The organism is Mycobacterium europaeum (assembly GCF_034555895.2).
Taxonomy (GTDB): domain Bacteria; phylum Actinomycetota; class Actinomycetes; order Mycobacteriales; family Mycobacteriaceae; genus Mycobacterium; species Mycobacterium europaeum.
The window spans coordinates 1,528,537-1,550,603 of sequence record NZ_CP157315.1; the positions used below are offsets into that span (position 1 = coordinate 1,528,537).

Below are 22,067 nucleotides of genomic sequence, written 5' to 3' on the forward strand. Positions count from 1 at the left end.
AGCGCGGCTCACGCGGCGTCGACGCGCACAGGCGTACGTTTCAAGAGTGCTCCACTGGTTCGTGCTGCGGGTGACCCGTTGGTTCGCACACGACATCCTCGACGGCGGCCGGTTGCCACTGCTGTGCTGCCTGTTGGCGTTCATCATGACCTTTTTCGTCACCCGCACGTTCGTGCGCTTCATCCGGCACCGGGCCGCCACCGGGCGCGCGACCAGGTGGTGGCACCCGCGCAACGTGCACATCGGTGGCGTGCACATCCACCACGTGACCTTCGGTGTGGTCCTGGTGCTGCTCTCCGGGTTGACCCTGGTCACCCTGTCCATCGACGGGCACGAACCCGAATTCACTTTGTCGGCAATCTTTTTCGGGATCGGCGCCGCCCTGGTGCTCGACGAGTACGCGCTGATCCTGCACCTGTCCGACGTCTACTGGGAAGAGGACGGGCGCACATCGGTGGACGCGGTGTTCGCCGCGGCGGGAGTAGCCGGCCTGTTGATCATGGGACTGCACCCGCTGATGTTCTTCCTTCCGATCTGGGAAGGCGCCGACTCCTGGCCGCTGCGGGCCGCGGTTGCCGGCGCGCTGGTGCTGACGCTGCCGCTGGCCGTGGTGGTGGTGCTCAAGGGCAAGGTGTGGACCGGTCTGCTCGGGATGTTCATCGTCGTCCTGCTGGTGATCGGCGCCGTCCGGTTGTCCCGGCCCCACGCGCCGTGGGCCCGCTGGCGATACACCAGGCAGCCGGAGAAGATGCGTCGCGCGCTGCAGCGGGAACGCAGGCTGCGCCGCCCGGTCGTGCGGGCCAAGCTGTGGGTCCAGTGCGCGATCGCCGGCACCCCCGGCCTGCCCGACGAACGCGCGGTCGACGCCCAACTCGACCACGACGTGCACGCCGCGCCGCCGCCGACGGAGCCCATCCTGATCGCCCGGTAGCCCGATGCGCGTTGGCGTGCTGATGGGCCACTCCTCACTCGCGCCGTTCCGGCGCTCGCCGTCGCCGGCCGTAGGCTGGCCGGGTGCGGTACTTCTACGACACCGAATTCATCGAGGACGGCCGCACCATCGAGTTGATCTCCATCGGCGTGGTCGCCGAGGACGGCCGCGAATACTACGCGGTCTCCACGGAATTCGATCCTGAGCGCGCCGGGGGCTGGGTGCGCGCCAACGTGCTGCCCAAGCTGCCGTCCCCGGCGTCGCAGCTGTGGCGTTCGCGCAGGCAGATCCGCCTGGACCTGGAGGACTTCTTCGACGTCCAGGGCGGCGACCCCATCGAACTGTGGGCGTGGATCGGCGCCTACGACCACGTGGCGCTGTGCCAGCTGTGGGGCACCATGCCCGAGCTGCCGCGGGCGCTGCCCCGCTTCACCCGGGACCTGCGGCAACTGTGGGAGGACCGGGGGTGCCCGCCGATGCCGCCGCGGTCGCGCGATGCCCACGACGCGCTGGTCGACGCCCGCGACCAGCTGCGGCGTTTCCGGCTGATCACCTCGGTCGAGGCAACCGGACGCGATCGGAACGGGGGAGCGCCGGGCTGAGGCCGCCCGAACGACGTTCGCGCTGATCAGTCACCATCGCGCCCCGGTTACCATGGACCGATGAACTGGACCGTCGACATTCCGATCGACCAGCTGCCGTCGCTGCCCCCGCTGCCGGCCGACCTGCGGGCGCGTCTCGACGCGGCGCTGGCCAAGCCGGCCGCCCAGCAGCCCAGCTGGCCCGCCGAACAGGCGACGGCCATGCGCACTGTCCTCGAGAGCGTGCCGCCGGTGACGGTCCCCTCCGAGATCGTCCGGCTGCAGGAACAGCTGGCCCAGGTCGCCAGGGGTGAGGCGTTCCTGCTGCAGGGCGGTGACTGCGCGGAGACGTTCACCGACAACACCGAACCCCACATCCGGGGCAACATCCGCGCCCTGCTGCAGATGGCCGTGGTGTTGACCTACGGCGCCAGCATGCCGGTCGTCAAGGTGGCCCGCATCGCCGGCCAGTACGCCAAGCCGCGCTCGGCCGACATCGACGCCCTGGGGTTGCGGTCCTACCGCGGGGACATGATCAACGGCTTCGCCCCGGATGCCGCCGCGCGCGAGCACGACCCCTCGCGGCTGGTGCGCGCCTACGCCAACGCCAGTGCGGCGATGAACCTGGTGCGGGCGCTGACGTCCTCGGGGCTGGCGTCGCTGCACCTGGTCCACGACTGGAACCGGGAATTCGTCCGGACGTCGCCCGCCGGCGCGCGCTACGAGGCGCTGGCCACCGAGATCGACCGGGCTCTGCGCTTCATGAGCGCCTGCGGCGTGGCCGACCGCAACCTGCAGACCGCCGAAATCTACGCCAGCCATGAGGCTTTGGTGCTCGACTACGAGCGGGCCATGCTGCGGCTGTCGGAGAGCGAGGACGGGGAGCCGCAGCTGTTCGACCTGTCGGCGCACACCGTCTGGATCGGCGAGCGCACCCGCCAGCTCGACGGCGCCCACATCGCGTTCGCTGAGGTCATCGCCAACCCGATCGGCGTGAAGATCGGCCCGACGATGACCCCGGAACTGGCCGTCGAATACGTGGAACGCCTTGACCCGCACAACAAGCCCGGCCGGTTGACGTTGGTGAGCCGGATGGGCAACCACAAGGTCCGCGACCTGCTGCCTCCGATCGTCGAGAAGGTCCAGGCCACCGGCCACCAGGTGATCTGGCAGTGCGACCCCATGCACGGCAACACCCACGAGTCGTCCAACGGCTACAAGACCCGGCACTTCGACCGCGTCGTCGACGAGGTGCAGGGCTTCTTCGAGGTGCACCGTGCGCTGGGCACCCACCCGGGCGGCATCCACGTCGAGATCACCGGCGAGAACGTCACGGAATGCCTCGGTGGCGCGCAAGACATCTCGGACCTGGACCTGGCCGGGCGCTACGAGACCGCGTGCGACCCGCGGCTGAACACCCAGCAGTCGCTGGAGCTGGCGTTCCTGGTCGCCGAGATGCTGCGCGACTGAGTTCCTCCAACGGTGTTCGCCGGGCCCTGACCGGCTACAGCAGACCGTTCAGGTTGTTCCCGATCGTCCACGCCGCGGTGGCGACCAACCCGGTCAGCGCCATCACCAGCGCCACCCAGATCAGCACCATGCGCCGGCCGTGCTGCCGGGCGAACACGAATTCACTGATCGGGATGCCCGCGAATTCCCCTGCGACAGGCTGGTATTCGTAGTCGTCGGGCTCGTCGTCGGACCGTGGGTGGCGCTCAGGCTCCGACCAGTCCCCGGCGCCGCGGGTCAACTGGCGGGTGGGTTGGCGAATCGGTGCGGCCGCGGGGGGCGGGGGCTGTTGCGGCGTCTCCGGGTGCCGGCTCATGCCGCCGGGCTGCAGGGCCGCCGAGCGGTGTTGCGCCGAGTTGCGCGGTGCCGGCACCCGAAAGTCCGGCAGCGCAAGCTCTTCCGCGATCGCGTCGAGTTCGGCGCCCATCTCGATCGCGTCGGCGTACCGGTCGGCGGGGTCGCGCGCGGTCGCGCGCTCCACGAACTCGTCGAACTGTGCGGGCACGCCGTCGATCTGGGTGCTGGGCGGCGGCACGTCGGTGTCCAGCCGCTGGTAGGCGATCGACAGCGCCGAGTCGCCGGTGAACGGGGTGCGCCCGGTGAGCAGCTCGTAGGTGAGGATCCCGGCGGAGTAGACGTCGCCGCGGGGACTGGCGTCACCGTGACGCACCTGCTCGGGCGAGAGGTAGGCCGCCGTCCCCAAAATCACGCTGGTGGAGGTGATTCCGGCGGCCGCCACGGCGCGGACCAAGCCGAAGTCGGCGATCTTCACGTCGCCGTCGTCGGAGATCAGCACGTTCTCCGGCTTGACGTCGCGGTGGACCAGACCGGCCCGGTGCGCCGCGGCCAGGCCGCCCAGCACCGGGCGCAGCACCGCGGCCACGGCGTAGGGCGGCATCGGCCCCCGCTCGGCCAGCAGCTCGCGCAGCGTGCCGCCCTCGATGAGCTCCATCACCAGGAAGGGGTGACGGGCGTCCAAGCCCTGGTCGTAGACGGCGACCAGGCCCGGGTCCTTGAGCCGGGCGACGGTGCGGGCCTCGCGCTGAAACCGGGTCAGGAACTGGTCGTCGCCCGCGTAGCGGGTATCCATCACCTTCACCGCCACCGGGCGGTCGAGCCGGGTGTCGAGGCCGCGGTACACCGTCGACGTTCCGCCGCTGGCGATCCTGGACTGCAGCAGGTAACGGCCATCCAGCAACGCGCCCTCCAGGGGGTCTCCCGTCGCGGCCCGGGCCCGGCGGGGATGCGGGCCGGGACGCCCCGAGGCAGCGGCGGGGGATTCAGCTTCGGCCACGGGGCCATCGTAGGTGTGGCCCCCCGCTCGGGCGGAAAACGCCGGTTCGATCCGCGTGGCAAGGCCTACACTGGCGCCGTGAGCAGCATTCCTGCCGGCGACGACGTTTTGGATCCCGACGAGCCAACCTACGACCTGCCGCGGGTCGCCGAATTGCTCAGGATTTCGGTCAGCAAGGTGCAGCAGCAACTCCGCGAGGGTCACCTGGTCGGGGTGAAGCGGGACGGCGGCGTGGTGGTGCCGCAGGTGTTCTTCACCAAGTCCGGTGAGGTGGTCAAGAGCTTGCCGGGTCTGTTGACGATCCTGCACGACGGCGGCTACCACGAAACCGAGATCGTGCGATGGTTGTTCACCCCCGACCCCTCGCTGACGATCACCCACGACGGCAGCCGGGATGCCATCAGCAACGCCCGCCCCGTCGACGCCCTGCACGCGCACCAGGCCCGGGAAGTGGTGCGCCGGGCGCAGGCCATGGCCTACTGAGCGGCGACTTCGCCCGTTCTCGCCTCGTCGCACCCGTTGGCGGTCCGCCGGTCGGGGGCACGGTAGAGGCTGTACCAGGCGATCAGCGCGCAGGCGGTGGCCAGCGAGACGTGCAGCCACGAGTACATCCCGTGCGAGCCGTCCGGCTTGAAGATCACCATCACCCATGTCGAGAGGCCGGCGATGACCGCGATCGCCCGTCGTGACTGCGCGAGCGGGGCCGCCACCGCCAACGGCCAGGAGTAGTACCACGGCAAGGCCGCGGGGACGAACAGCACCACGACCAGCATCGAGACCGCGATGCCGGTCAGCGCGTCGCGGTCGTCACGCCGGAACCGCCACCACGACAGCGGCAGCGACACTGCGATGATCGCGATCCCGATGAACCGGGTGATGCGCAGCAGCGGGTAGAAGTGCACCGCGAACACCCCGCTGAACAGGGCGTGGATGAGGTTGGCGGCCGCGGTCGGCACGGTGAGCCAGTTGATGATCTTCACCGACCCGGCCAGCGCCGTCAGCCAGCCCAGGCCCACGTGCGCCACGACCGACAGGATGCCGAACACGACGGCGAAGATCAGCAGCGACACCGCGGTGGCCGCCACGAACGCCCAGGCCGGCCGGTACCCGCGGCGGGCACACAGATGCCGCGTCCACACCCAGACCATGAACGGCAGGGCGATGCCGGCGGTGGCCTTGACCGCGATCGCCACGGTGATCAGCGCCGTGCCCAGGACGTGCCGGCCGGCGAAACTGAGCGCGATGCCGGCGGCCATCAGTCCCACCATCAGCATCTCGTTGTGCACCCCGCCCATCAGGTGGATGAGCACCAGCGGGTTGAGGACACAGATCCACAACGCCGTCGGCCCGTCGGTGCCCAGGTGGCGGGTCAATCGCGGGGTGGCCCAGATCAGCAGTGCCAGCCCCGGCAGCATGCACAGCCGCAGCAGCGCCGTCCCGGCCACCACGTTGTTGCCGACGGCCATGGTGACGAACTTCGCCACCAAGATGAACGCCGGGCCATAGGGGGCCGTGGTGATCGTCCAGATCGGACTGACGTTGTCCAGCAGGCTGTTCGGGTTGGCGACCGGCCCCACCGCATAGGGATCGAGGCCGTCGCGGAGCAGCGCGCCCTGCGCCAGATACGAATAGGTGTCCCGGCTGAACACCGGCACCGACAGCAGCAACGGCGCCAGCCAGAAGCCCGTGGTGGCCTTCATCGTGAACTCGGTCATCTCGCCGGCCAGGACGCGCCGGCCCAACCCCAGCCAGGCGATCAGCATGAGGCCGACACCCGTCCACAGGACCACCGACGACAGCACCAGCCCGTGGCCGAATCGCAGCCACGACATGTGGATCGACTCCAGCAGCGGGTCGTGTTGGCGGATGCTGCCCGCGCCCAGGCCGCCCAGGCTGATCAACAGCGAACCGAGCATGCCGAGCTTGGCCGGCCGGGACTGCTCGGCGGCGGCGAACGCGCGCAGCTGCGAAATCCGCCCGCCACCCGTCGGTTCCGTGGCCGGGGTATCGGACGGGGGGACGTGCGTCGGGGTCGTCATCGGCTCAGGCGGACCGGTCGGTGGCCATTCGGGCCAAATCGGTCAGCGCCGCTTTGGCCGTCGGGTCGATGGGCGCGGCGGCCAACGCGCCCAGCGCCCGCCGGGTCAGCTCGGCGATGCGCCGCTCGGCCGCGGCCAGGGCGCCCACCGACTCGATGACCGCGCGCAGCCGGTCCACCTCCGCATCGCTCAGCTGCCCCCCGATGGAATCGCGTAACAGCTTGGCGCCCAACGGGTCCGACTCGTCCGCCAGCTCCAGCGCCTCGGCCAGCAGCACGGTGCGCTTGCCCGACCGCAGATCGTCACCCGACGGCTTGCCGGTCACGTCCGGGTCCCCGAACACCCCCAGCACGTCGTCACGCAGCTGGAACGCCACCCCGAGGTCAGTCCCGAATCGGCCGAAGACGTCCTGCACGTCGGGTCGGTCGGCGGCGGCGGCCGACCCCAACTGCAGCGGTCGCGACACCGTGTAACAGGCGGTCTTGTAGGTGTCGACGTTCATCGCCGACGCGATCGACTCGGCGGCGCTGGCTTCGGCGACGATGTCCAGGTATTGACCGCCCAGCACCTCGGTGCGGATGTCGGCCCACACCCGCTGGACACGCCGCGCCGCCTCGGGGGACAGGTCGGCGCGAAAGACGATGTCGTCGGCCCAGGACAGCGCGAGGTCGCCGAGCAGGATGGCGGCTGAGATGCCGAACCGCTCCGGCGAGCCGCGCCACCGCCGGTCGCGGTGCAGCTCGGCGAACTTGACATGAGCCGTCGGGCGGCCGCGGCGGGTGGAGGAGTCGTCGATCACGTCGTCGTGCACCAGCGCGCAGGCGTGCAGCAACTCCAGCGCGGAAAACAGCAGCAGCACTTCGGAAGTGGGCTCTTCGGTCGCTACCGCGCGCCAGCCCCAGTAGGCGAAGGCGGGCCGCAGCCGTTTGCCCCCGTTGAGCACGAAATCCTCGAGGGCGGCGACCAAGACCTCGTAGTCGCTGCCGATGTGGGCCGTGTCGGCGCGCCGGTCGTGCAGATACCGCCGCAGTCGATCGGTGATGGCGCCGGTCAACTCGACGGTTGCCGCTGCTGCTGGGGCTTTCGGGCTCAGCGCGGCGCCCCTTTCTCGACGTGGCTCGGTGTGTGGCAGGCCCGACCAGTGTATTCGGCGCGGCACCGGAGGTCTTTCCCACACGGCGAGCGCGGGACGCCGCGATTGCTTCGACTGCCTCACTATTCCGCCGGAAGGGGGCGTTACCCCCACGCCTATGCTGGCGGAGGTGTCGGGGCCGTCCGCTGCTGTGCGGCCGGAGACGCCCCGGGCCACAAGTCGTCGGATGGAGAGAAGCCGCGTGACACTCAACACCATTGCGCTCGAGCTGGTGCCGCCCAACGCCGATGAAGGCCGGGAGCGGGCGCTCGAAGACGCGCGAAAGGTGGTGCAGTTCTCGGCGGAATACGGTCTGACCGGCCGGCTCCGGCACGTGATGATTCCGGGCATCATCGCCGAGGACGACGACCGTCCCATAGCGATGAAACCCAAGCTGGACGTGCTGGACTTCTGGTCGATCGTCAAGCCCGAGCTGGCGGGGATGCACGGTCTGTGCACGCAGGTCACCGCATTCTCCGACGAGCCGACGTTGCGCAAGCGGCTCACCGAGCTGCGCGAGGCCGGGATGGAGGGCGTGGTCTTCGTCGGCGTGCCGCGCACCATGAACGACGGCGAGGGCTCCGGCGTCGCGCCGACCGATGCCCTGTCGATCTATCGCGAGCTGGTGCCCAACCGCGGCGTGATCCTGATCCCCACCCGCGAGGGGGAACACGGCCGGTTCAACTTCAAGTGCGATCAGGGCGCCACCTACGGGATGACCCAGCTGTTGTACTCCGACGCGATCGTCGGATTCCTGCGCGACTTCGCCCAGAGCACCGATCACCGGCCGGAGATCCTGCTGTCGTTCGGCTTCGTCCCGAAGATGGAGAGCCGGGTCGGCCTGATCAACTGGCTGATTCAGGACCCGGGCAACGCGGCGGTGGCCGCCGAGCAGGAGTTCGTCAGGCGATTGGCCGCCAGCGAACCGCCGCAGAAGCGCCGCCTCATGGTCGACCTGTACAAAAGCGTGATCGACGGCGTCGCCGAGCTGGGCTTCCCGCTGAGCATCCACCTCGAGGCGACCTACGGGGTGTCGGCGCCCGCCTTCCAGACGTTCGCGGAGATGCTGGCGTACTGGTCACCCGCGCAGGGCTAGCGGGGCTAGCAGTGCTAGCTGGGCGGCTGGTCGCGGGGTGCGGTCACCCGCGGCGAGCGGTCGCGGTTCATCCAGGCCAGCAGCGCGACGACGCCGGCGGCGGCGAAGGAGGCGATGCCCAGCCACACGCCCGCCCCGGTGAAGGAGCGCGTGTTCGGGTCGGTGTAGCGGGCCTGGGCGGTCATGGCGCTCACGACGCCGGGTTTGAGCTTCCAGGACACCACCGTGGACTCGACCCGGTCGCCGTTGGTCGAGGTCACCACGCCGGGGAAGGCGACGGTCAGCTCGACGTCGGCTTCGGGATCGGTGAGCGAGGTGAGGTCGGCGCGGCCCTCGAGGATCACCAGGTTGCCGTTTCGGCGCAGCGACAGGTTGACGCCCTGGGCGTCGGAGTTCATGTTGGCCAGCTGCGGCAACTCGGCGAAGGTCAGGTCGGAGAACACCGCCTGTGACCCCACGTAACCGTCGCTGTCGTAGTTCGACACCGCCACCTTCTGGCTGAACGGCAGGTTGTTGCTGTCGAGCTGGGGGCCGGTGTCCTTGGGCGTCTTGGGCTTAGCGGCGGCGACGATCTCGCCCGAGACCAGGTCGTCGGGCGAAACGGTGAGCGACGCCCTGACCCGCAGGCAGCCCGTGGCGAGCGGCACCAGCATGAGCAGCATCGCGATGGCCACCAGGCGGCGCCGCCGCGTGGTGAATCCGCGGGGCCGGGGCGGGGCAGGGGTGGCGCGCACCAGGTCATCGTGCCAGATGAGGCGTGCCGCCTCGGCGGGTCCGCCCGGGCGCGCCCGGCGGCCGGCGGTCACAGCGGCAGCTTGCGGCCCAGGATCGCGAAGGCCCGCGGGTCACCGGCGAAGTGGTAACGGCGGATGACGTCGGTGAACCCCAGGCGTCGATACAACCGCCAGGCCCGGTTCGGCTCGCCGTTGGTCTCCGGCGTGGACAGCAGCACGTTCTCCTCGGCCCGACCCTCGAGCAGCCGGCGGGCCAGCGCCTCACCGAGGCCGCGGCCCTGTGCGCGCGGATGGATGTGCAGCTCGGTCAGCTCGAAGTAGCTGTTCATCAGGCCGGCGATCTCCTGGGGCGGCCGGCCGCCGCGTTGCAGGCCGAGGATGACCTGCTGCTGCCACCACTGCCCGGGCGCCCCGGGGTAGCCGTAGGCGACGCCGAGCAACGGCGCGTTGCTCAGTTCGGCGGCGGGCGGGATCGGCGCGTCCGCGCCGTCGGCCGGCACGGCTGCTTCGGTCTCCACGACGCCCACGCCGCGCCACCCGGGCCGGCGGATGTGCTCGAGCCACATGGCGGCACGCTGGTTTTCGGTGCCCCGCGGGTACCGCATCGCGTCGACGTACACCTTGAGGGCGTCGCCGAGACGGCGCTCCATGTCCGTGGGCGGGAGATCGATGAGGAAGATCGCCAACTCGCGGTGTCCTCCTCGTCTTGTGCCCGTGTCCCGTGCCCGTGTGTCCGGCCGCTCAGCCCGCCCTCGCCACCGCCATTATCGGACCCGGGGAAGGCCGGTTGGCGAGCGGTCGCGGCAACGAACCCGCGGACCGTCCCGGTCGGGGAAGCCGGTTGTAGCGCACGGCCGTTCCGGCTCGGATGAGGGCCCGGGCGCGGCGGGGATAGAATCGCCACCGAACCAGTGGTATGGCGCAGACTGACCTCGTATCATTTCAATTAGTTGCCCGCGCAACGGGCATCCGCGTGCTATCGATAGTTACGCGCCAACTGTCGGCAAGGAGGGACGAATGCCACTCTCCGATCATGAGCAGCGGATGCTCGATCAGATCGAGAGCGCTCTCTACGCCGAAGATCCCAAATTCGTGTCGAGCGTCCGCGGCGGAGGGTTCCGTGCACCCACCGCGCGCCGCCGCCTGCAGGGCGCGGCGTTGTTCGTTATCGGCCTGGCGATGCTGGTTTCCGGCGTGGCCTTCAAGGCGACCATGATCGGGAACTTCCCGATTCTCAGCGTCTTCGGATTCATCGTGATGTTCGGCGGCGTGGTGTTTGCCATCACCGGTCCCCGGCTCTCCGGCCGGCCCGACCACCCCGGCTCGGCGCCCGGGTCGCCGCGCCAGCGCCGCAACAAGGGTGGCGGAGGCTCGTTCACGAGCCGCATGGAGGACCGCTTCCGCCGCCGCTTCGACAACTAGCGGCATCGCCGACGCATCGGGGTAGCCATCGGCTACCCCGTTTTCATGCGCGTACCGGCCCGGTGCCGCCATCGTCGCAGACGCACCCCGACGGGCCCGCGATCGCCGAACCGACGATGCCGTTTTGACGCCGAACCGAGCCCTAACCGAGCTTCGGGCCAGGACGTGCGCCCCACCGGCCCCCACCGACGCCCCCCACTACGCCCCACTTGCCCTTCCTCAGCGCCCTGAACTGCGGCTTTCTCTCGCCCGGCGGGGAGGACCACGTACCCGTCGACGCCACGACCTGCTGGCCTGAGCGGGTCCGGGTGGCGGATAACTCGGAAAACCGCGCCACGACACCCCAACAATGGGGCGAAGTGGGGGATTGTGGGGTATGGTGGCTGCAGTGTTTGGGTGACCCCGAGCGGGAGGTGAGCTGGTGTTTCTCGGCACCTACACGCCCAAACTCGACGACAAGGGGCGGCTGACGTTGCCCGCCAAGTTCCGCGACGCGCTGGCAGGGGGGTTGATGGTCACCAAGAGCCAAGACCACAGCCTCGCCGTCTACCCGCGGGGCGAATTCGAGCAGCTCGCGCGCCGGGCGAGCAAGGCCTCGCGCAGCAATCCCGACGCCCGTGCATTCCTGCGCAACCTCGCCGCCGGCACGGACGAGCAGCACCCCGACGCGCAGGGGCGCATCACGTTGTCGGCCGATCACCGCCGCTACGCGAACCTCTCCAAGGACTGCGTGGTGATCGGGGCGGTCGACTACCTGGAGATCTGGGATGCGCAAGCGTGGCAGGACTACCAGCAGACTCACGAAGAGAACTTCTCCGCGGCCAGCGATGAAGCACTCGGCGACATCATCTGAGGCGCGTGCCCGTGCAACGTGGCCTCTGCCCGAACCGACCCTGGCGTACTTCCCCAACGCCAGGTTCGTGCCTTCGGACAGGGACCTCGATGCAGGGGTGCGGGCCCTCCGGGTCGCCGAGCGGTCAGGGGCGTCCCGCCCGACCCGGGAAGGTGTTGCCGTGGTTGACGATTCAGCGGACTTCGGACATGTGCCCGTCCTGCTGCACCGCTGCGTCGAGCTGCTCACCCCGGCGCTGACCCGGCACCACGCCGACGGTTCGGGCGCGGTCCTCCTCGACGCCACCCTCGGCGCGGGCGGGCACGCCGAGCGGTTCCTCACCGACCTGCCGGGGTTGCGGCTGATCGGACTGGACCGCGACCCGAGCGCGCTGGACATCGCCCGGGCCCGGCTGGCGCCATTCGCCGACCGGGTCACGCTGGTGCACACGCGCTACGACGGCCTCGCGGCGGCTCTGACCAAATCCGGCTACGGCACCGCCGAATCGGTCGACGGGATGCTGTTCGACCTCGGTGTGTCATCCATGCAGCTCGACCGCGCCGAGCGCGGCTTCGCCTACGCTCAGGACGCACCGCTGGACATGCGGATGGATCCGCGGTCACCGTTGACGGCGGCCGACATCGTCAACACCTACGACGAAGCCGCGCTGGCGGACATCCTGCACCGCTACGGCGAGGAGCGGTTCGCGCGCCGCATCGCCGCGCAGATCGTGCGCCGGCGCGCCCGCACCCCCTTCACGTCGACCGCGGAGCTGGTAGCCCTGCTCTACCAAGCGATTCCGGCCCCGGCCCGGCGCACCGGGGGGCATCCGGCCAAGCGGACCTTCCAGGCCCTGCGGATCGCGGTCAACGACGAGCTGGACTCGCTGCGCAGCGCGATCCCCGCCGGGCTGGAGGCGCTCAGGGTCGGCGGGCGCATGGTGGTGCTGGCCTACCAGTCGCTGGAAGACCGGATCGTCAAACGCCTGTTCGCCGATGCGGTCGCCTCCCGCACACCGGTGGACCTGCCGGTCGAACTGCCCGGCCACGAGCCGCGGTTCCGGTCGCTGACGCACGGCGCCGAACGTGCGGATGCCGATGAGGTGGAACGCAATCCGCGCAGCGCCGCGGTACGACTACGCGCTGTCGAACGGGTCCAGCAGGCAACCGGGAAGGGCCACGCATGAAAGCAAAGCGCGAAACGCCGAATCGCCGCGGCGGACGCGACGGTTCCGCCCGGCGCAGCAGGCGGTCGACGGCCGATCCCGGCGCGGCCCGCCGCACCCGGCCCGGGCGTAGCTCGGCGCCCACCCGCGAGAGCCGCGCACCCAAGTCCGGGCCGCACACCAGTCCCATCGCCCGGCCGGTAGAGCGGCCCGCGCGGCCCAAAAACACCAGTCAGGCCAAGGCGCGAGCCAAGGCGCGGAAAGCCAAGGCGCCCAAAGTCGTTCGTCCTCGCCTCAGTGAGCGTCTGGCGGCCCGGCTGGCCGCGATCGACCTGCGCCCCCGCACCCTGGCGAGCAAGGTCCCGTTCGTCGTGTTGGTCATCGGCGCGCTCGGCCTCGGGCTGGGCCTGACGCTGTGGTTGTCGACGGACTCCGCCGAGCGTTCCTACAAGTTGAGCCACGCTCGCGAGAAGACCCGGCTGCTGCAGCAGCAGAAAGAGGCGCTGGAACGCGATGTGCGCGAGGCGGAATCCGCGCCGGCACTGGCGGAGGCGGCCCGCAAGCTGGGGATGATCCCGACCCGGGACACCGCGCACCTGGTGCAGGACCCGTCCGGGAACTGGGTCGTGGTGGGCACACCGAAGCCGGCCGACGGCGTGCCGCCGCCACCGTTGAACAGCAAGCTGCCCGAACAGGGTCCGCCGCAACCCCCGGCGCCGCCGGCGCCGCCGGCGGAGGTCCCGGTCCGCGTGCAACCCGACCCCGCGGGCGCCCCGCCCGCGCGGTCCGGGCCCGAGGCGCTGTTGCGCGCACCGGACGGAGCGTCGACGCTGGGCGGGCAGCACCTGGCGCCCGCGAGTCCCCAGCTGCCGGGCATGCCGCCCGCGCCGGTACCCGGTGCGCTGCCCGCGCCGGGTGTGCCGGTGCCGGGACTGCCCGCGCCGGCGGCGGGCCCCGCCCTCGCGCCGGTGCCCGCCGAGGTGCCGATCCCGTTGGCCGGCCTGCCCGTTCCGCCGCCCGGGCAGGTGCCCGCGCCGCTACCCGCTGAGGTTCCGGTGCCCGTGCAGCGGGGGACGCCGCCGGCGGTTCCCCAGGCGATCGCCCCCGTCGTTCCCCAGGGGATTGCCCCCGCCGCCCCGGTGCTCGTGCCGGCGCCCGCGGCGCCGGGACCCGTTGTGATGCCGGGTGCGCCCCGGTGAGCCGCGGCGACTCCATGCGCGCCCGGCGGTCGCAGCCCACCCGCGGTCCTCGTAAAGCCCAGGAGGTCAAGGGGATTCGTCAGCCGAACCGGCGGGCGAAGCAGCAGCCGGCCAAGGACGTCAGGGAGCCCAGGAGGTTCTGGAAGCCCAAGGGGGGCAAGGCCGCCGCGACGGCCCGCCCGGCCGACCGGCAGGACGCGGCGGCGACCGGGCACTCGGCGCGGGAGCGGCGCACCCGGCAGCTCGTGCAGGCGGGCGGTCGCGGCGCGTCGTTCGTGTTCCGGCATCGGGCGGGAAACCTGGCCATCGGCTTCTTGATCGTGGTGGCGGCGGCCCAGTTGTTCGTCCTGCAGGTCACCAACGCGCCCTCGCTGCGCGCGCAGGCCGCGGGCCAGCTCAAGGTCACCGACGTCGAAAAGGCGGTGCGGGGCAGCATCGTCGACCGCCACAAGGATCAGCTGGCGTTCACCACCGAGTCGCGCGCGTTGACCTTCCAGCCCAAGAGGATTCGCAAGCAACTGGAAGAGGCCAAGACCAAGAACTCGGTGGCCCCCGATCCCCAGCAGCGGCTGCGGGACATCGCCCAGGAGGTCGCCACCCGGCTGGGCAACAAGCCCGATTCGGCGACCGTGCTGAAGAAGCTGCAAAGCGACGAGAACTTCGTCTATCTGGCCCGCGCCGTCGACCCGGCCGTCGCCAGCGCCATCTCGGACAAGTACCCCGAAGTCGGCTCGGAGCGGCAAGACCTGCGGCAGTACCCCGGCGGGTCCCTGGCGGCCAACATCGTCGGCGGCATCGACTGGGACGGCCACGGGCTGCTGGGGCTGGAGGAGTCCCTGGACTCGGTGCTGTCGGGAACGGACGGCTCGGTCACCTACGACCGCGGATCCGACGGTGTCGTGATCCCGGGCAGCTACCGCAACCGGCATCGGGCGGTCAACGGTTCGACGGTCCAGCTGACGCTCGACGACGACATCCAGTTCTACGTGCAGCAGCAGGTCCAGCAGGCCAAGAACCTCTCCGGCGCGCACGACGTGTCGGCGGTGGTGCTGGACTCGAAGACCGGCGAAGTGCTGGCCATGGCCAACGACAACACCTTCGACCCCTCGCAGGACATCGGGCGTCAGGGTGACAAACAGCTGGGCAACCTGGCGGTGTCCTCGCCGTTCGAGCCCGGCTCGGTGAACAAGGTCATCACCGCGTCGTCGGTGATCGAGTACGGCCTGTCCAATCCCGACGAGGTGCTGCAGGTGCCCGGGACGATCCAGATGGGCGGGGTGTCCATCCACGACGCGTGGGACCACGGCGTCATGCCCTACACCACCACCGGCGTGTTCGGAAAGTCCTCCAACGTCGGCACTTTGATGCTCGCCCAGCGGGTCGGCCCGGAACGCTTCTACGACATGGTCCGAAAATTCGGCCTCGGGCAACGCACCAACGTCGGGCTGCCCGGTGAGAGCGCCGGGCTGGTGCCGCCCATCGACCAGTGGTCGGGCAGCACGTTCTCGAACCTGCCGATCGGCCAAGGCCTTTCGATGACGCTGCTGCAGATGGCCGGCATGTACCAGACCATCGCCAACGACGGGGTGCGCATACCGCCGCGGATCGTGAAGGCCACCATCGCGCCCGACGGGACCCGGACGGAAGAACCGCGTCCCGAAGGGGTGCGGGTGGTTTCGGCGCAGACGGCCCAGACCGTGCGCAACATGCTGCGCGCCGTCGTGCAACGCGACCCGATGGGCTACCAGCAGGGCACCGGGCCCGCCGCCGCGGTGACGGGCTACCAGATGGCCGGCAAGACGGGCACCGCCCAGCAGATCAACCCCGCGTGCGGCTGCTACTTCGACAACGTCTACTGGATCACCTTCGCGGGAATGGCCACCGTGGACAATCCGCGCTACGTCATCGGCATCATGATGGACAACCCGGACCGCAACGCGGACGGCACCCCCGGCCACTCGGCGGCCCCGCTGTTCCACAACATCGCCGGGTGGCTCATGCAGCGCGAGAACGTGCCGCTGTCGCCAGATCCCGGCCCGCCGCTGACGTTGCAGGCCACCTAGCGGCGATCGCTAGGGCGGCGTAGCCGGGCGCGGCGGGTCGCCGCCATCGGGTGTAGCGGCGATCGCTAGGGCGGCGTAGCCGGGCGCGGCGGGTCGCCGCCATCGGGTGTAGCGGCGATCGCTAGGGCGGCCTAGCCGGGCGCGGCGGGTCGCCGCCATCGGGTGTAGCGGCGATCGCTAGGGCGGCGTAGCCGGGCGCGGCGGGTCGCCGCCATCGGGCATAGCGGGCGGGCGGTCCGTCGATCGTGCGGTGACGGCGTCCGTGCGGTGACGGCGTCCGTGCGGTGACGGCGTCGCGGGTGCGCTCAGGGCGGAATTCGGGCGCAAACCACGCCTTCAGCGCACACCGAAGGCCCTCATCGCACACTCAAATTGACGAGCCACGTGCGTGGCAGGTGCCTCTCGGTAGGGTGTCATGGCCGATCATGAGGATCACGCGCGTCTGCAGGGAGGTGTGAACAGGTGGTGCCGATGCCCACGGGGTTGCGGCCCAGCGCGGGCGCGGGATCGCGCCTGCCCGCGCTGGCGGCCCAGGTAGGCGCGGTGCCCGCGGACGGGGGCGCCGCGGTGCCCGACGTGGCGGTCACCGGAGTGACGCTGCGCGCCCAGGACGTCCGGCCCGGCGACCTGTTCGCCGCGCTACCCGGCGCCACCACGCACGGGGCCCGGTTCGCGGCCGAGGCGATCGAGCGCGGCGCCGTCGCGGTCCTCACCGATGCCGCCGGGGTGACGGAAATGGGCGCGCCGGGTCCGGCCGTGCCGACGCTGGTGCACCCGGCGCCCCGTACCGTGCTCGGCGCCCTGGCCGCCACCGTGTACGGCAACCCGTCGGAGCGGGTGACGGTGGTCGGGATCACCGGCACCTCCGGAAAGACCACCACGACCTATCTCGTCGAATCGGGCCTGCGCGCCGCGGGCCGGACGGCCGGCCTGATCGGCACCATCGGCATCCGCATCGACGGCATCGACGTTCCCAGCGCGCTGACCACCCCGGAGGCGCCCGCGCTGCAGGCGATGTTCGCCGCGATGGCCGAGCGCGGCGTGGACACCGTCGTCATGGAGGTGTCCAGCCACGCGCTGGCGCTGGGCCGGGTGGACGGCACCGGGTTCGCGGTGGGCGGTTTCACCAACCTGTCCCGTGACCACCTCGATTTTCACCCCACCATGGCCGACTACTTCGAGGCCAAGGCGAAGCTGTTCGATCCCGCGTCGCCGCTGCGGGCCCGCCGGGTCGTGGTCTGCGTCGACGACGACGCGGGGCGCGCCATGGCCGCCCGGGCCGGCGACGCGATCACCGTCAGCGCCGCCGACCAACCCGCGCACTGGCGCGCCATGGACGTGATTCCGGTGGGCGCCGGGGGACAGCAGTTCACCGCGGTCGACCCCGCCGGCGTGCGCCATCGCGTCGGTATCCGGCTGCCGGGGCATTACAACGTCGCCAATTGCCTTGTCGCCCTGGCCCTTCTGGATGCGGTGGGGGTGTCGCCGGAGCAGGCGGCGCCGGGGCTGCTGGCGACCCGGGTGCCCGGCCGCATGGAAGAGATCGACTGTGGCCAGGATTTCCTCGCGCTGGTCGACTACGCCCACAAACCCGAAGCGCTCCGCGCCGTGCTGGCCACCCTGCGGCGCCCGGGTCGCCGGCTGGCGGTGGTGTTCGGCGCGGGCGGTGACCGGGACCCGGGCAAGCGGCGGCAGATGGGTGAGATCGCCGCCGAGCTGGCCGATTTGATCGTCGTCACCGACGACAACCCCCGCCGCGAGGACCCCGCCGCGATCCGCGGCGAGATCCTGGCCGGGGCGCGCGGCGGTTCGGCCGAGGTCGTCGAGATCGGCGACCGGCGCGCGGCCATCCGGCACGCCGCCGCCTGGGCCCGATCCGGGGACGCGGTGCTGATCGCCGGAAAGGGGCACGAGACGGGGCAGCGCGGCGCCACGGAGACCCGCCCGTTCGACGATCGGGTGGAGCTGACCGAGGCCCTGAACGCCCTGAGGGCCCGATCATGATCGACCTGACCGTCGCGCAGATCGCCGACATCGTGGGCGGCACGCTGGCCGACATCTCGCCGGAGGCCGCCGCGGCGCTCCGCGTCACCGGCACCGTCGAATTCGACTCGCGCGCCGTCGGCCCCGGCGGGCTGTTCCTCGCGCTGCCGGGCGCGCACGCCGACGGGCATGACTACGCGGGCGCGGCGGCCACGGCCGGCGCGGTCGCCGTGCTGGCCGCGCGGCCGGTGGGGGTGCCGGCCATCGTGGTGCCCCCCGAACCGCGGGCCGGCGGCGGCCTGGCCGGGGTGCTCGAACACGACACCGACGGTTCGGGTGCGGCGGTGCTGGCGGCGCTGTCCAAGCTGGCCAAGGTGGTGGCCGCCGAGCTGGTGGCGGGCGGGCTGACCATCGTCGGGATCACCGGCTCGTCGGGCAAGACGTCGACCAAGGACCTGGTGGCCGCCGTGCTCGAGCCGCTGGGCGAGGTGGTGGCCCCGCCCGGGTCGTTCAACAACGAGCTGGGGCACCCCTGGACGGTGTTGCGCGCGACGCGGAGCACCGACTATCTCGTTCTCGAGATGTCGGCGCGCCACCCGGGCAACATCGCCGCGCTGGCCGACATCGCCACGCCCTCGATCGGGGTGGTCCTCAACGTCGGCACCGCCCACCTCGGCGAGTTCGGCTCGCGGGAAGCCATCGCGCGCACCAAATCCGAACTGCCCCAATCCGTTCCGTCGTCCGGCGTGGTGATCCTCAACGTTGACGACCCGGCCGTCGCGGCGATGGCCCGCGTCACCGACGCGCGGGTGGTACGCGTCAGCCGGTTCAGCCACACCGACTCCGGGCCAAGCGACGTCTGGGCGGACGGAGTGTCGCTGGACGAACTGGCCAGGCCCCGCTTTACCCTGCACGCGAGGGACACCCGAGGTCCGTTGGAGGTCGACGTGCAGCTGGGTGTCTCCGGCGACCACCAGGTCGCCAATGCGTTGTGCGCGAGCGCCGTCGCGCTGCAATGCGGGGCGACCGTCGAGCAGGTCGCCGCCGCGCTCGCCCAGTCCGGGCCGGTGTCGCGGCACCGGATGCACGTGACGACCCGCGCGGACGGGGTCACGGTGATCGACGACGCCTACAACGCCAACCCCGACTCGATGCGGGCCGGGCTGCAGGCGCTGGCCTGGATCGCCCACGGCCAAGGCGGCGACGCCGCCGAAAAGCGCAGGAGTTGGGCGGTGCTGGGCGAAATGGCCGAGCTCGGCGAGGACTCGGTGGCCGAGCACGATCGCATCGGCCGGCTGGCGGTGCGCTTAGATGTGTCTCGACTCGTCGTCGTGGGAACTGGGAGGTCAATGAGCGCCATGCACCACGGAGCGGTCATGGAAGGCTCGTGGGACACGGAAGCCGTCAACGTGCCCGACGCCGAGGCCGCCCTGGCGTTGCTGCGGGCCGAACTCCGCCCCGGCGACGTGGTCCTGGTCAAGGCCTCCAACGCCGCCGGACTGGGCGCGCTGGCCGACGCCCTGGCCGCCGGGCAGGGAGCGGCCCAGTGAGGCAGATCCTCATCGCGGTGGCCGTCGCGCTCGCCGTGTCAATCCTGTTGACCCCGGCGCTGATTCGGCTGTTCACCCGGCAAGGTTTCGGCCATCACACGCGCGAGGACGGCCCGCCCAGCCACCACACCAAGCGCGGCACGCCGTCGATGGGCGGGGTGGCCATCCTGGCCGGCATCTGGGCGGGATACCTGGGGACGCACCTGGCCGGGCTGGCGTTCGACGGGGAGGGCGTTTCCGCGTCGGGCCTGCTGGTGCTGGGCCTGGCCACCGCGCTGGGGGGCGTCGGTTTCCTCGACGACCTGATCAAGATCCGCCGATCGCGCAACCTCGGGCTGAACAAGACCGCCAAGACCATCGGGCAGGTCTCCGCCGCCGTGCTGTTCGGGGTGCTGGTGTTGCAGTTCCGCAATGCCAACGGGTTGAAACCGGCCAGCGCGGACCTGTCCTACGTGCGCGAGATCGCGACCGTCACGTTGGCTCCCGGGCTGTTCGTGTTGTTCTGCGTGGTCGTCGTCAGCGCCTGGTCCAACGCCGTCAACTTCACCGACGGCCTGGACGGGCTGGCCGCCGGGTGCATGGCGATGGTCACCGCCGCCTACGTGTTGATCACCTTCTGGCAGTACCGCAATGCCTGCGTCACCGCGCCGGGCCTGGGCTGCTACAACGTGCGCGACCCGCTGGACCTGGCACTCGTCGCGGCCGCCACCGCGGGCGCCTGCATCGGCTTCCTGTGGTGGAATGCGGCCCCGGCCAAGATCTTCATGGGGGACACCGGATCGCTGGCGCTGGGCGGCATCATCGCGGGCCTGTCGGTCACCAGCCGCACCGAGATCCTCGCCGTCGTGCTGGGGTCGCTGTTCGTCGCCGAGGTGACCTCGGTGGTGCTGCAGATCCTGGCGTTTCGGACCACCGGGCGCCGGGTGTTCCGGATGGCGCCCTTCCACCATCATTTCGAGCTGTCCGGCTGGGCCGAGACCACGGTGATCATCCGCTTCTGGCTGCTCACGGCGATCACCTGCGGCCTGGGCGTGGCCCTCTTCTACGGTGAGTGGCTGGGCGCGATCGGTGCCTGACATGCCCGGGCTCGACCCTCTGGCGCCGGGCGCGCCCGTCCTGGTGGCCGGCGGCGGCATCACCGGCAAGGCGGTGCTGGCGGCGCTGGCCCGGTTCGGCGCCGCGCCGACCCTGTGCGACGACGATCCCGCCACGCTGCGGCGCTACGCCGAAAGCGGCATGCCGGGCGTGACCACGTCCGCGGCCACGCCGCGCGTCGCCGACTACGCCCTGGTGGTCACCAGCCCGGGGTTCTCCCCGGACACACCGCTGCTGGTCGCCGCCGCCGCCGCGGGCGTGCCGGTCTGGGGCGACGTGGAGCTGGCCTGGCGGCTCGACGCCGCGGGCCGGTACGGTCCGCCGCGGCGCTGGCTGGTGGTCACCGGCACCAACGGCAAGACGACCACGACGTCGATGCTGCACGCCATGCTGACCGCCGCGGGCCGGCGCAGCGTGTTGTGCGGCAACATCGGCGATCCGGTCCTGGATGTGCTCGAAGCGCCCGCCGACCTGCTGGCCGTCGAGCTGTCCAGCTTCCAGCTGCACTGGGCGCCCTCGGTCCGGCCCGCGGCGGGTGCCGTCCTCAACATCGCCGAAGACCACCTGGACTGGCACTCCACCATGGCCGAGTACACCGCCGCCAAGGCGCGGGCGCTCGACGGCGGGGTGGCGGTGGTGGGGCTCGACGACGCCCGGGCGGCCGCGTTGCTCGGCACCGCCGCGGCGCCGGTGCGCGTCGGCTTCCGGCTCGGCGAACCGGCGGCGGGCGAGCTGGGTGTGCGGGACGGCCACTTGGTCGACCGCGCCTTCGCCGACGACCTCCCGCTGCTGCCGGTCGACTCGATCCCGGTGCCGGGACCCGTCGGCATCCTCGACGCCCTGGCCGCGGCGGCGCTGGCCCGCAGCGTCGGCGTGCCGGCCGAGGCGATCGCGCGGGCGATCGCCTCCTTCCGGGTGGGCCGGCACCGGGCCGAGGTGGTCGCCGTCGCCGACGGCATCACCTACGTCGACGATTCCAAGGCCACCAACCCGCACGCCGCCCAGGCGTCCGTGCTGGCCTACCCGCGGGTGGTCTGGGTGGCCGGCGGTCTGCTCAAGGGCGCCTCGGTGGACGCCGAGGTGGCCCGGATCGCCCCCCGGCTGGCCGGCGCGGTGCTCATCGGCCGAGATCGCCAAGAGGTTGCAGAGGCGTTATCGCGACACGCGCCGGATGTCCCCGTCGTCCAGGTTGTGACAGGCGAGGATGCTGATATGAATGCGACGGCTGTGGTTGTTGGGTCAGATGTGACAGAAGTGAAATATTCGGTCGGGAATCTCGGCGCTTCCGTCATGACCGCGGCGGTGGCCGCGGCCCGCGACCTGGCCCGGCCCGGCGACACCGTACTACTGGCACCGGCCGGCGCGTCGTTCGACCAGTTCAGCGGGTACGCCGACCGTGGTGACGCCTTCGCCGCCGCCGTCCGCGCGGCCACCCGGTAGGC

General features: G+C 71.2%; 19 protein-coding genes. 14 read left to right on the forward strand and 5 right to left on the reverse strand.

Going from position 1 to position 22,067, the window contains the following annotated elements; translation table 11 throughout:
- Positions 1-64: 64 nt before the first annotated feature.
- The 3 genes from U8D42_RS07230 (at position 65) to U8D42_RS07240 (ending at position 2,982) form a co-directional block, all read left to right on the forward strand.
- A complete protein-coding gene (locus tag U8D42_RS07230) occupies positions 65-931 on the forward strand; it encodes a hypothetical protein (RefSeq protein WP_208859478.1) in 867 nt (288 codons plus the stop codon).
- A gap of 83 nt (positions 932-1,014) precedes the next feature.
- On the forward strand, positions 1,015-1,533 hold the full coding sequence (locus U8D42_RS07235; RefSeq protein ID WP_322861611.1) for a polyadenylate-specific 3'-exoribonuclease AS: 519 nt from the start codon (positions 1,015-1,017) through the stop codon (positions 1,531-1,533).
- A gap of 60 nt (positions 1,534-1,593) precedes the next feature.
- Positions 1,594-2,982 (forward strand): class II 3-deoxy-7-phosphoheptulonate synthase, encoded by a 1,389-nt coding sequence (locus U8D42_RS07240; RefSeq protein ID WP_322861610.1) that lies wholly within the window; start codon positions 1,594-1,596, stop codon positions 2,980-2,982.
- A gap of 34 nt (positions 2,983-3,016) precedes the next feature.
- Here U8D42_RS07240 and U8D42_RS07245 read toward each other — a convergent pair whose 3' ends face one another.
- The gene (locus U8D42_RS07245; protein ID WP_322861620.1) at positions 3,017-4,231 is read right to left on the reverse strand and encodes a protein kinase domain-containing protein; all 1,215 of its coding nucleotides are present in this window, start codon (positions 4,229-4,231) and stop codon (positions 3,017-3,019) included.
- A gap of 162 nt (positions 4,232-4,393) precedes the next feature.
- Between U8D42_RS07245 and U8D42_RS07250 the strand changes: the two genes are divergently transcribed.
- On the forward strand, positions 4,394-4,798 hold the full coding sequence (locus U8D42_RS07250) for an Rv2175c family DNA-binding protein (protein ID WP_085243169.1): 405 nt from the start codon (positions 4,394-4,396) through the stop codon (positions 4,796-4,798).
- Here U8D42_RS07250 and U8D42_RS07255 read toward each other — a convergent pair.
- Positions 4,792-6,354, reverse strand: coding sequence for an alpha-(1->6)-mannopyranosyltransferase A (locus U8D42_RS07255; protein WP_322861609.1), 1,563 nt, complete (start codon positions 6,352-6,354; stop codon positions 4,792-4,794). The genes U8D42_RS07250 and U8D42_RS07255 overlap by 7 nt on opposite strands.
- Before the next feature lie 4 nt (positions 6,355-6,358).
- The gene (idsA2, locus tag U8D42_RS07260; protein WP_322861619.1) at positions 6,359-7,408 is read right to left on the reverse strand and encodes a bifunctional (2E,6E)-farnesyl/geranyl diphosphate synthase; all 1,050 of its coding nucleotides are present in this window, start codon (positions 7,406-7,408) and stop codon (positions 6,359-6,361) included.
- 280 nt (positions 7,409-7,688) lie between these two features.
- Here idsA2 and U8D42_RS07265 point away from each other — a divergent pair, with 280 nt between their 5' ends.
- A complete protein-coding gene (locus tag U8D42_RS07265) occupies positions 7,689-8,582 on the forward strand; it encodes a mycobacterial-type methylenetetrahydrofolate reductase (RefSeq protein WP_322861608.1) in 894 nt (297 codons plus the stop codon).
- Positions 8,583-8,596: 14 nt separating this feature from the next.
- On the opposite strand, the gene U8D42_RS07270 is transcribed toward U8D42_RS07265, so the two are convergent.
- Both U8D42_RS07270 and U8D42_RS07275 read right to left on the reverse strand, forming a co-directional pair.
- Positions 8,597-9,244, reverse strand: a complete 648-nt coding sequence (locus tag U8D42_RS07270) for an LppM family (lipo)protein (protein ID WP_085243199.1) — start codon at positions 9,242-9,244, stop codon at positions 8,597-8,599.
- A 140-nt stretch (positions 9,245-9,384) separates the two neighbouring features.
- Positions 9,385-10,002 carry a GNAT family N-acetyltransferase gene (locus U8D42_RS07275; protein ID WP_085243173.1) on the reverse strand — a complete coding sequence of 206 codons (618 nt, stop codon included), beginning with the start codon at positions 10,000-10,002 and terminating at the stop codon, positions 9,385-9,387.
- A gap of 331 nt (positions 10,003-10,333) precedes the next feature.
- Between U8D42_RS07275 and U8D42_RS07280 the strand changes: the two genes are divergently transcribed.
- The 9 genes from U8D42_RS07280 to murD all read left to right on the forward strand — a co-directional run bounded on the left by U8D42_RS07280 (position 10,334) and on the right by murD (position 22,065).
- Complete coding sequence (locus U8D42_RS07280) at positions 10,334-10,738, forward strand: DUF3040 domain-containing protein (RefSeq protein ID WP_322861607.1); 405 nt, start codon at positions 10,334-10,336, stop codon at positions 10,736-10,738.
- A 421-nt stretch (positions 10,739-11,159) separates the two neighbouring features.
- Entirely contained in the window at positions 11,160-11,591 is a 432-nt protein-coding gene (mraZ, locus tag U8D42_RS07285) for a division/cell wall cluster transcriptional repressor MraZ (protein ID WP_007170790.1), read from the forward strand.
- Positions 11,566-12,756, forward strand: coding sequence for a 16S rRNA (cytosine(1402)-N(4))-methyltransferase RsmH (gene rsmH / locus U8D42_RS07290; RefSeq protein WP_322861606.1), 1,191 nt, complete (start codon positions 11,566-11,568; stop codon positions 12,754-12,756). The genes mraZ and rsmH overlap by 26 nt, the downstream gene beginning before the upstream one ends.
- Entirely contained in the window at positions 12,753-13,934 is a 1,182-nt protein-coding gene (locus tag U8D42_RS07295; protein ID WP_322861605.1) for a hypothetical protein, read from the forward strand. The genes rsmH and U8D42_RS07295 overlap by 4 nt, the downstream gene beginning before the upstream one ends.
- 14 nt (positions 13,935-13,948) lie before the next feature.
- Complete coding sequence (locus U8D42_RS07300) at positions 13,949-15,997, forward strand: peptidoglycan D,D-transpeptidase FtsI family protein (protein ID WP_322861618.1); 2,049 nt, start codon at positions 13,949-13,951, stop codon at positions 15,995-15,997.
- A 471-nt stretch (positions 15,998-16,468) separates the two neighbouring features.
- Entirely contained in the window at positions 16,469-18,001 is a 1,533-nt protein-coding gene (locus U8D42_RS07305; RefSeq protein WP_322861604.1) for a UDP-N-acetylmuramoyl-L-alanyl-D-glutamate--2,6-diaminopimelate ligase, read from the forward strand.
- Positions 17,998-19,530 (forward strand): UDP-N-acetylmuramoyl-tripeptide--D-alanyl-D-alanine ligase, encoded by a 1,533-nt coding sequence (locus U8D42_RS07310; protein WP_322861603.1) that lies wholly within the window; start codon positions 17,998-18,000, stop codon positions 19,528-19,530. The genes U8D42_RS07305 and U8D42_RS07310 overlap by 4 nt, the downstream gene beginning before the upstream one ends.
- Positions 19,527-20,606, forward strand: a complete 1,080-nt coding sequence (gene mraY, locus U8D42_RS07315; protein ID WP_085243179.1) for a phospho-N-acetylmuramoyl-pentapeptide-transferase — start codon at positions 19,527-19,529, stop codon at positions 20,604-20,606. The genes U8D42_RS07310 and mraY overlap by 4 nt, the downstream gene beginning before the upstream one ends.
- 1 nt (position 20,607) lies before the next feature.
- On the forward strand, positions 20,608-22,065 hold the full coding sequence (murD, locus tag U8D42_RS07320; RefSeq protein ID WP_322861602.1) for a UDP-N-acetylmuramoyl-L-alanine--D-glutamate ligase: 1,458 nt from the start codon (positions 20,608-20,610) through the stop codon (positions 22,063-22,065).
- Positions 22,066-22,067: the final 2 nt, after the last annotated feature.

Bases quoted from the DNA above. Each gene is read 5' to 3' on its own strand.
- U8D42_RS07240 (WP_322861610.1), top strand. From the start codon at position 1,594: ATGAACTGGACCGTCGACATTCCGATCGACCAGCTGCCGTCGCTGCCC.
- U8D42_RS07255 (WP_322861609.1), bottom strand. From the start codon at position 6,354: ATGACGACCCCGACGCACGTCCCCCCGTCCGATACCCCGGCCACGGAA.
- U8D42_RS07270 (WP_085243199.1), bottom strand. From the start codon at position 9,244: ATGCTGCTCATGCTGGTGCCGCTCGCCACGGGCTGCCTGCGGGTCAGG.
- U8D42_RS07280 (WP_322861607.1), top strand. From the start codon at position 10,334: ATGCCACTCTCCGATCATGAGCAGCGGATGCTCGATCAGATCGAGAGC.
- rsmH (WP_322861606.1), top strand. From the start codon at position 11,566: ATGAAGCACTCGGCGACATCATCTGAGGCGCGTGCCCGTGCAACGTGG.
- U8D42_RS07295 (WP_322861605.1), top strand. From the start codon at position 12,753: ATGAAAGCAAAGCGCGAAACGCCGAATCGCCGCGGCGGACGCGACGGT.
- U8D42_RS07300 (WP_322861618.1), top strand. From the start codon at position 13,949: ATGCGCGCCCGGCGGTCGCAGCCCACCCGCGGTCCTCGTAAAGCCCAG.
- U8D42_RS07305 (WP_322861604.1), top strand. From the start codon at position 16,469: ATGCCCACGGGGTTGCGGCCCAGCGCGGGCGCGGGATCGCGCCTGCCC.
- U8D42_RS07310 (WP_322861603.1), top strand. From the start codon at position 17,998: ATGATCGACCTGACCGTCGCGCAGATCGCCGACATCGTGGGCGGCACG.
- murD (WP_322861602.1), top strand. From the start codon at position 20,608: ATGCCCGGGCTCGACCCTCTGGCGCCGGGCGCGCCCGTCCTGGTGGCC.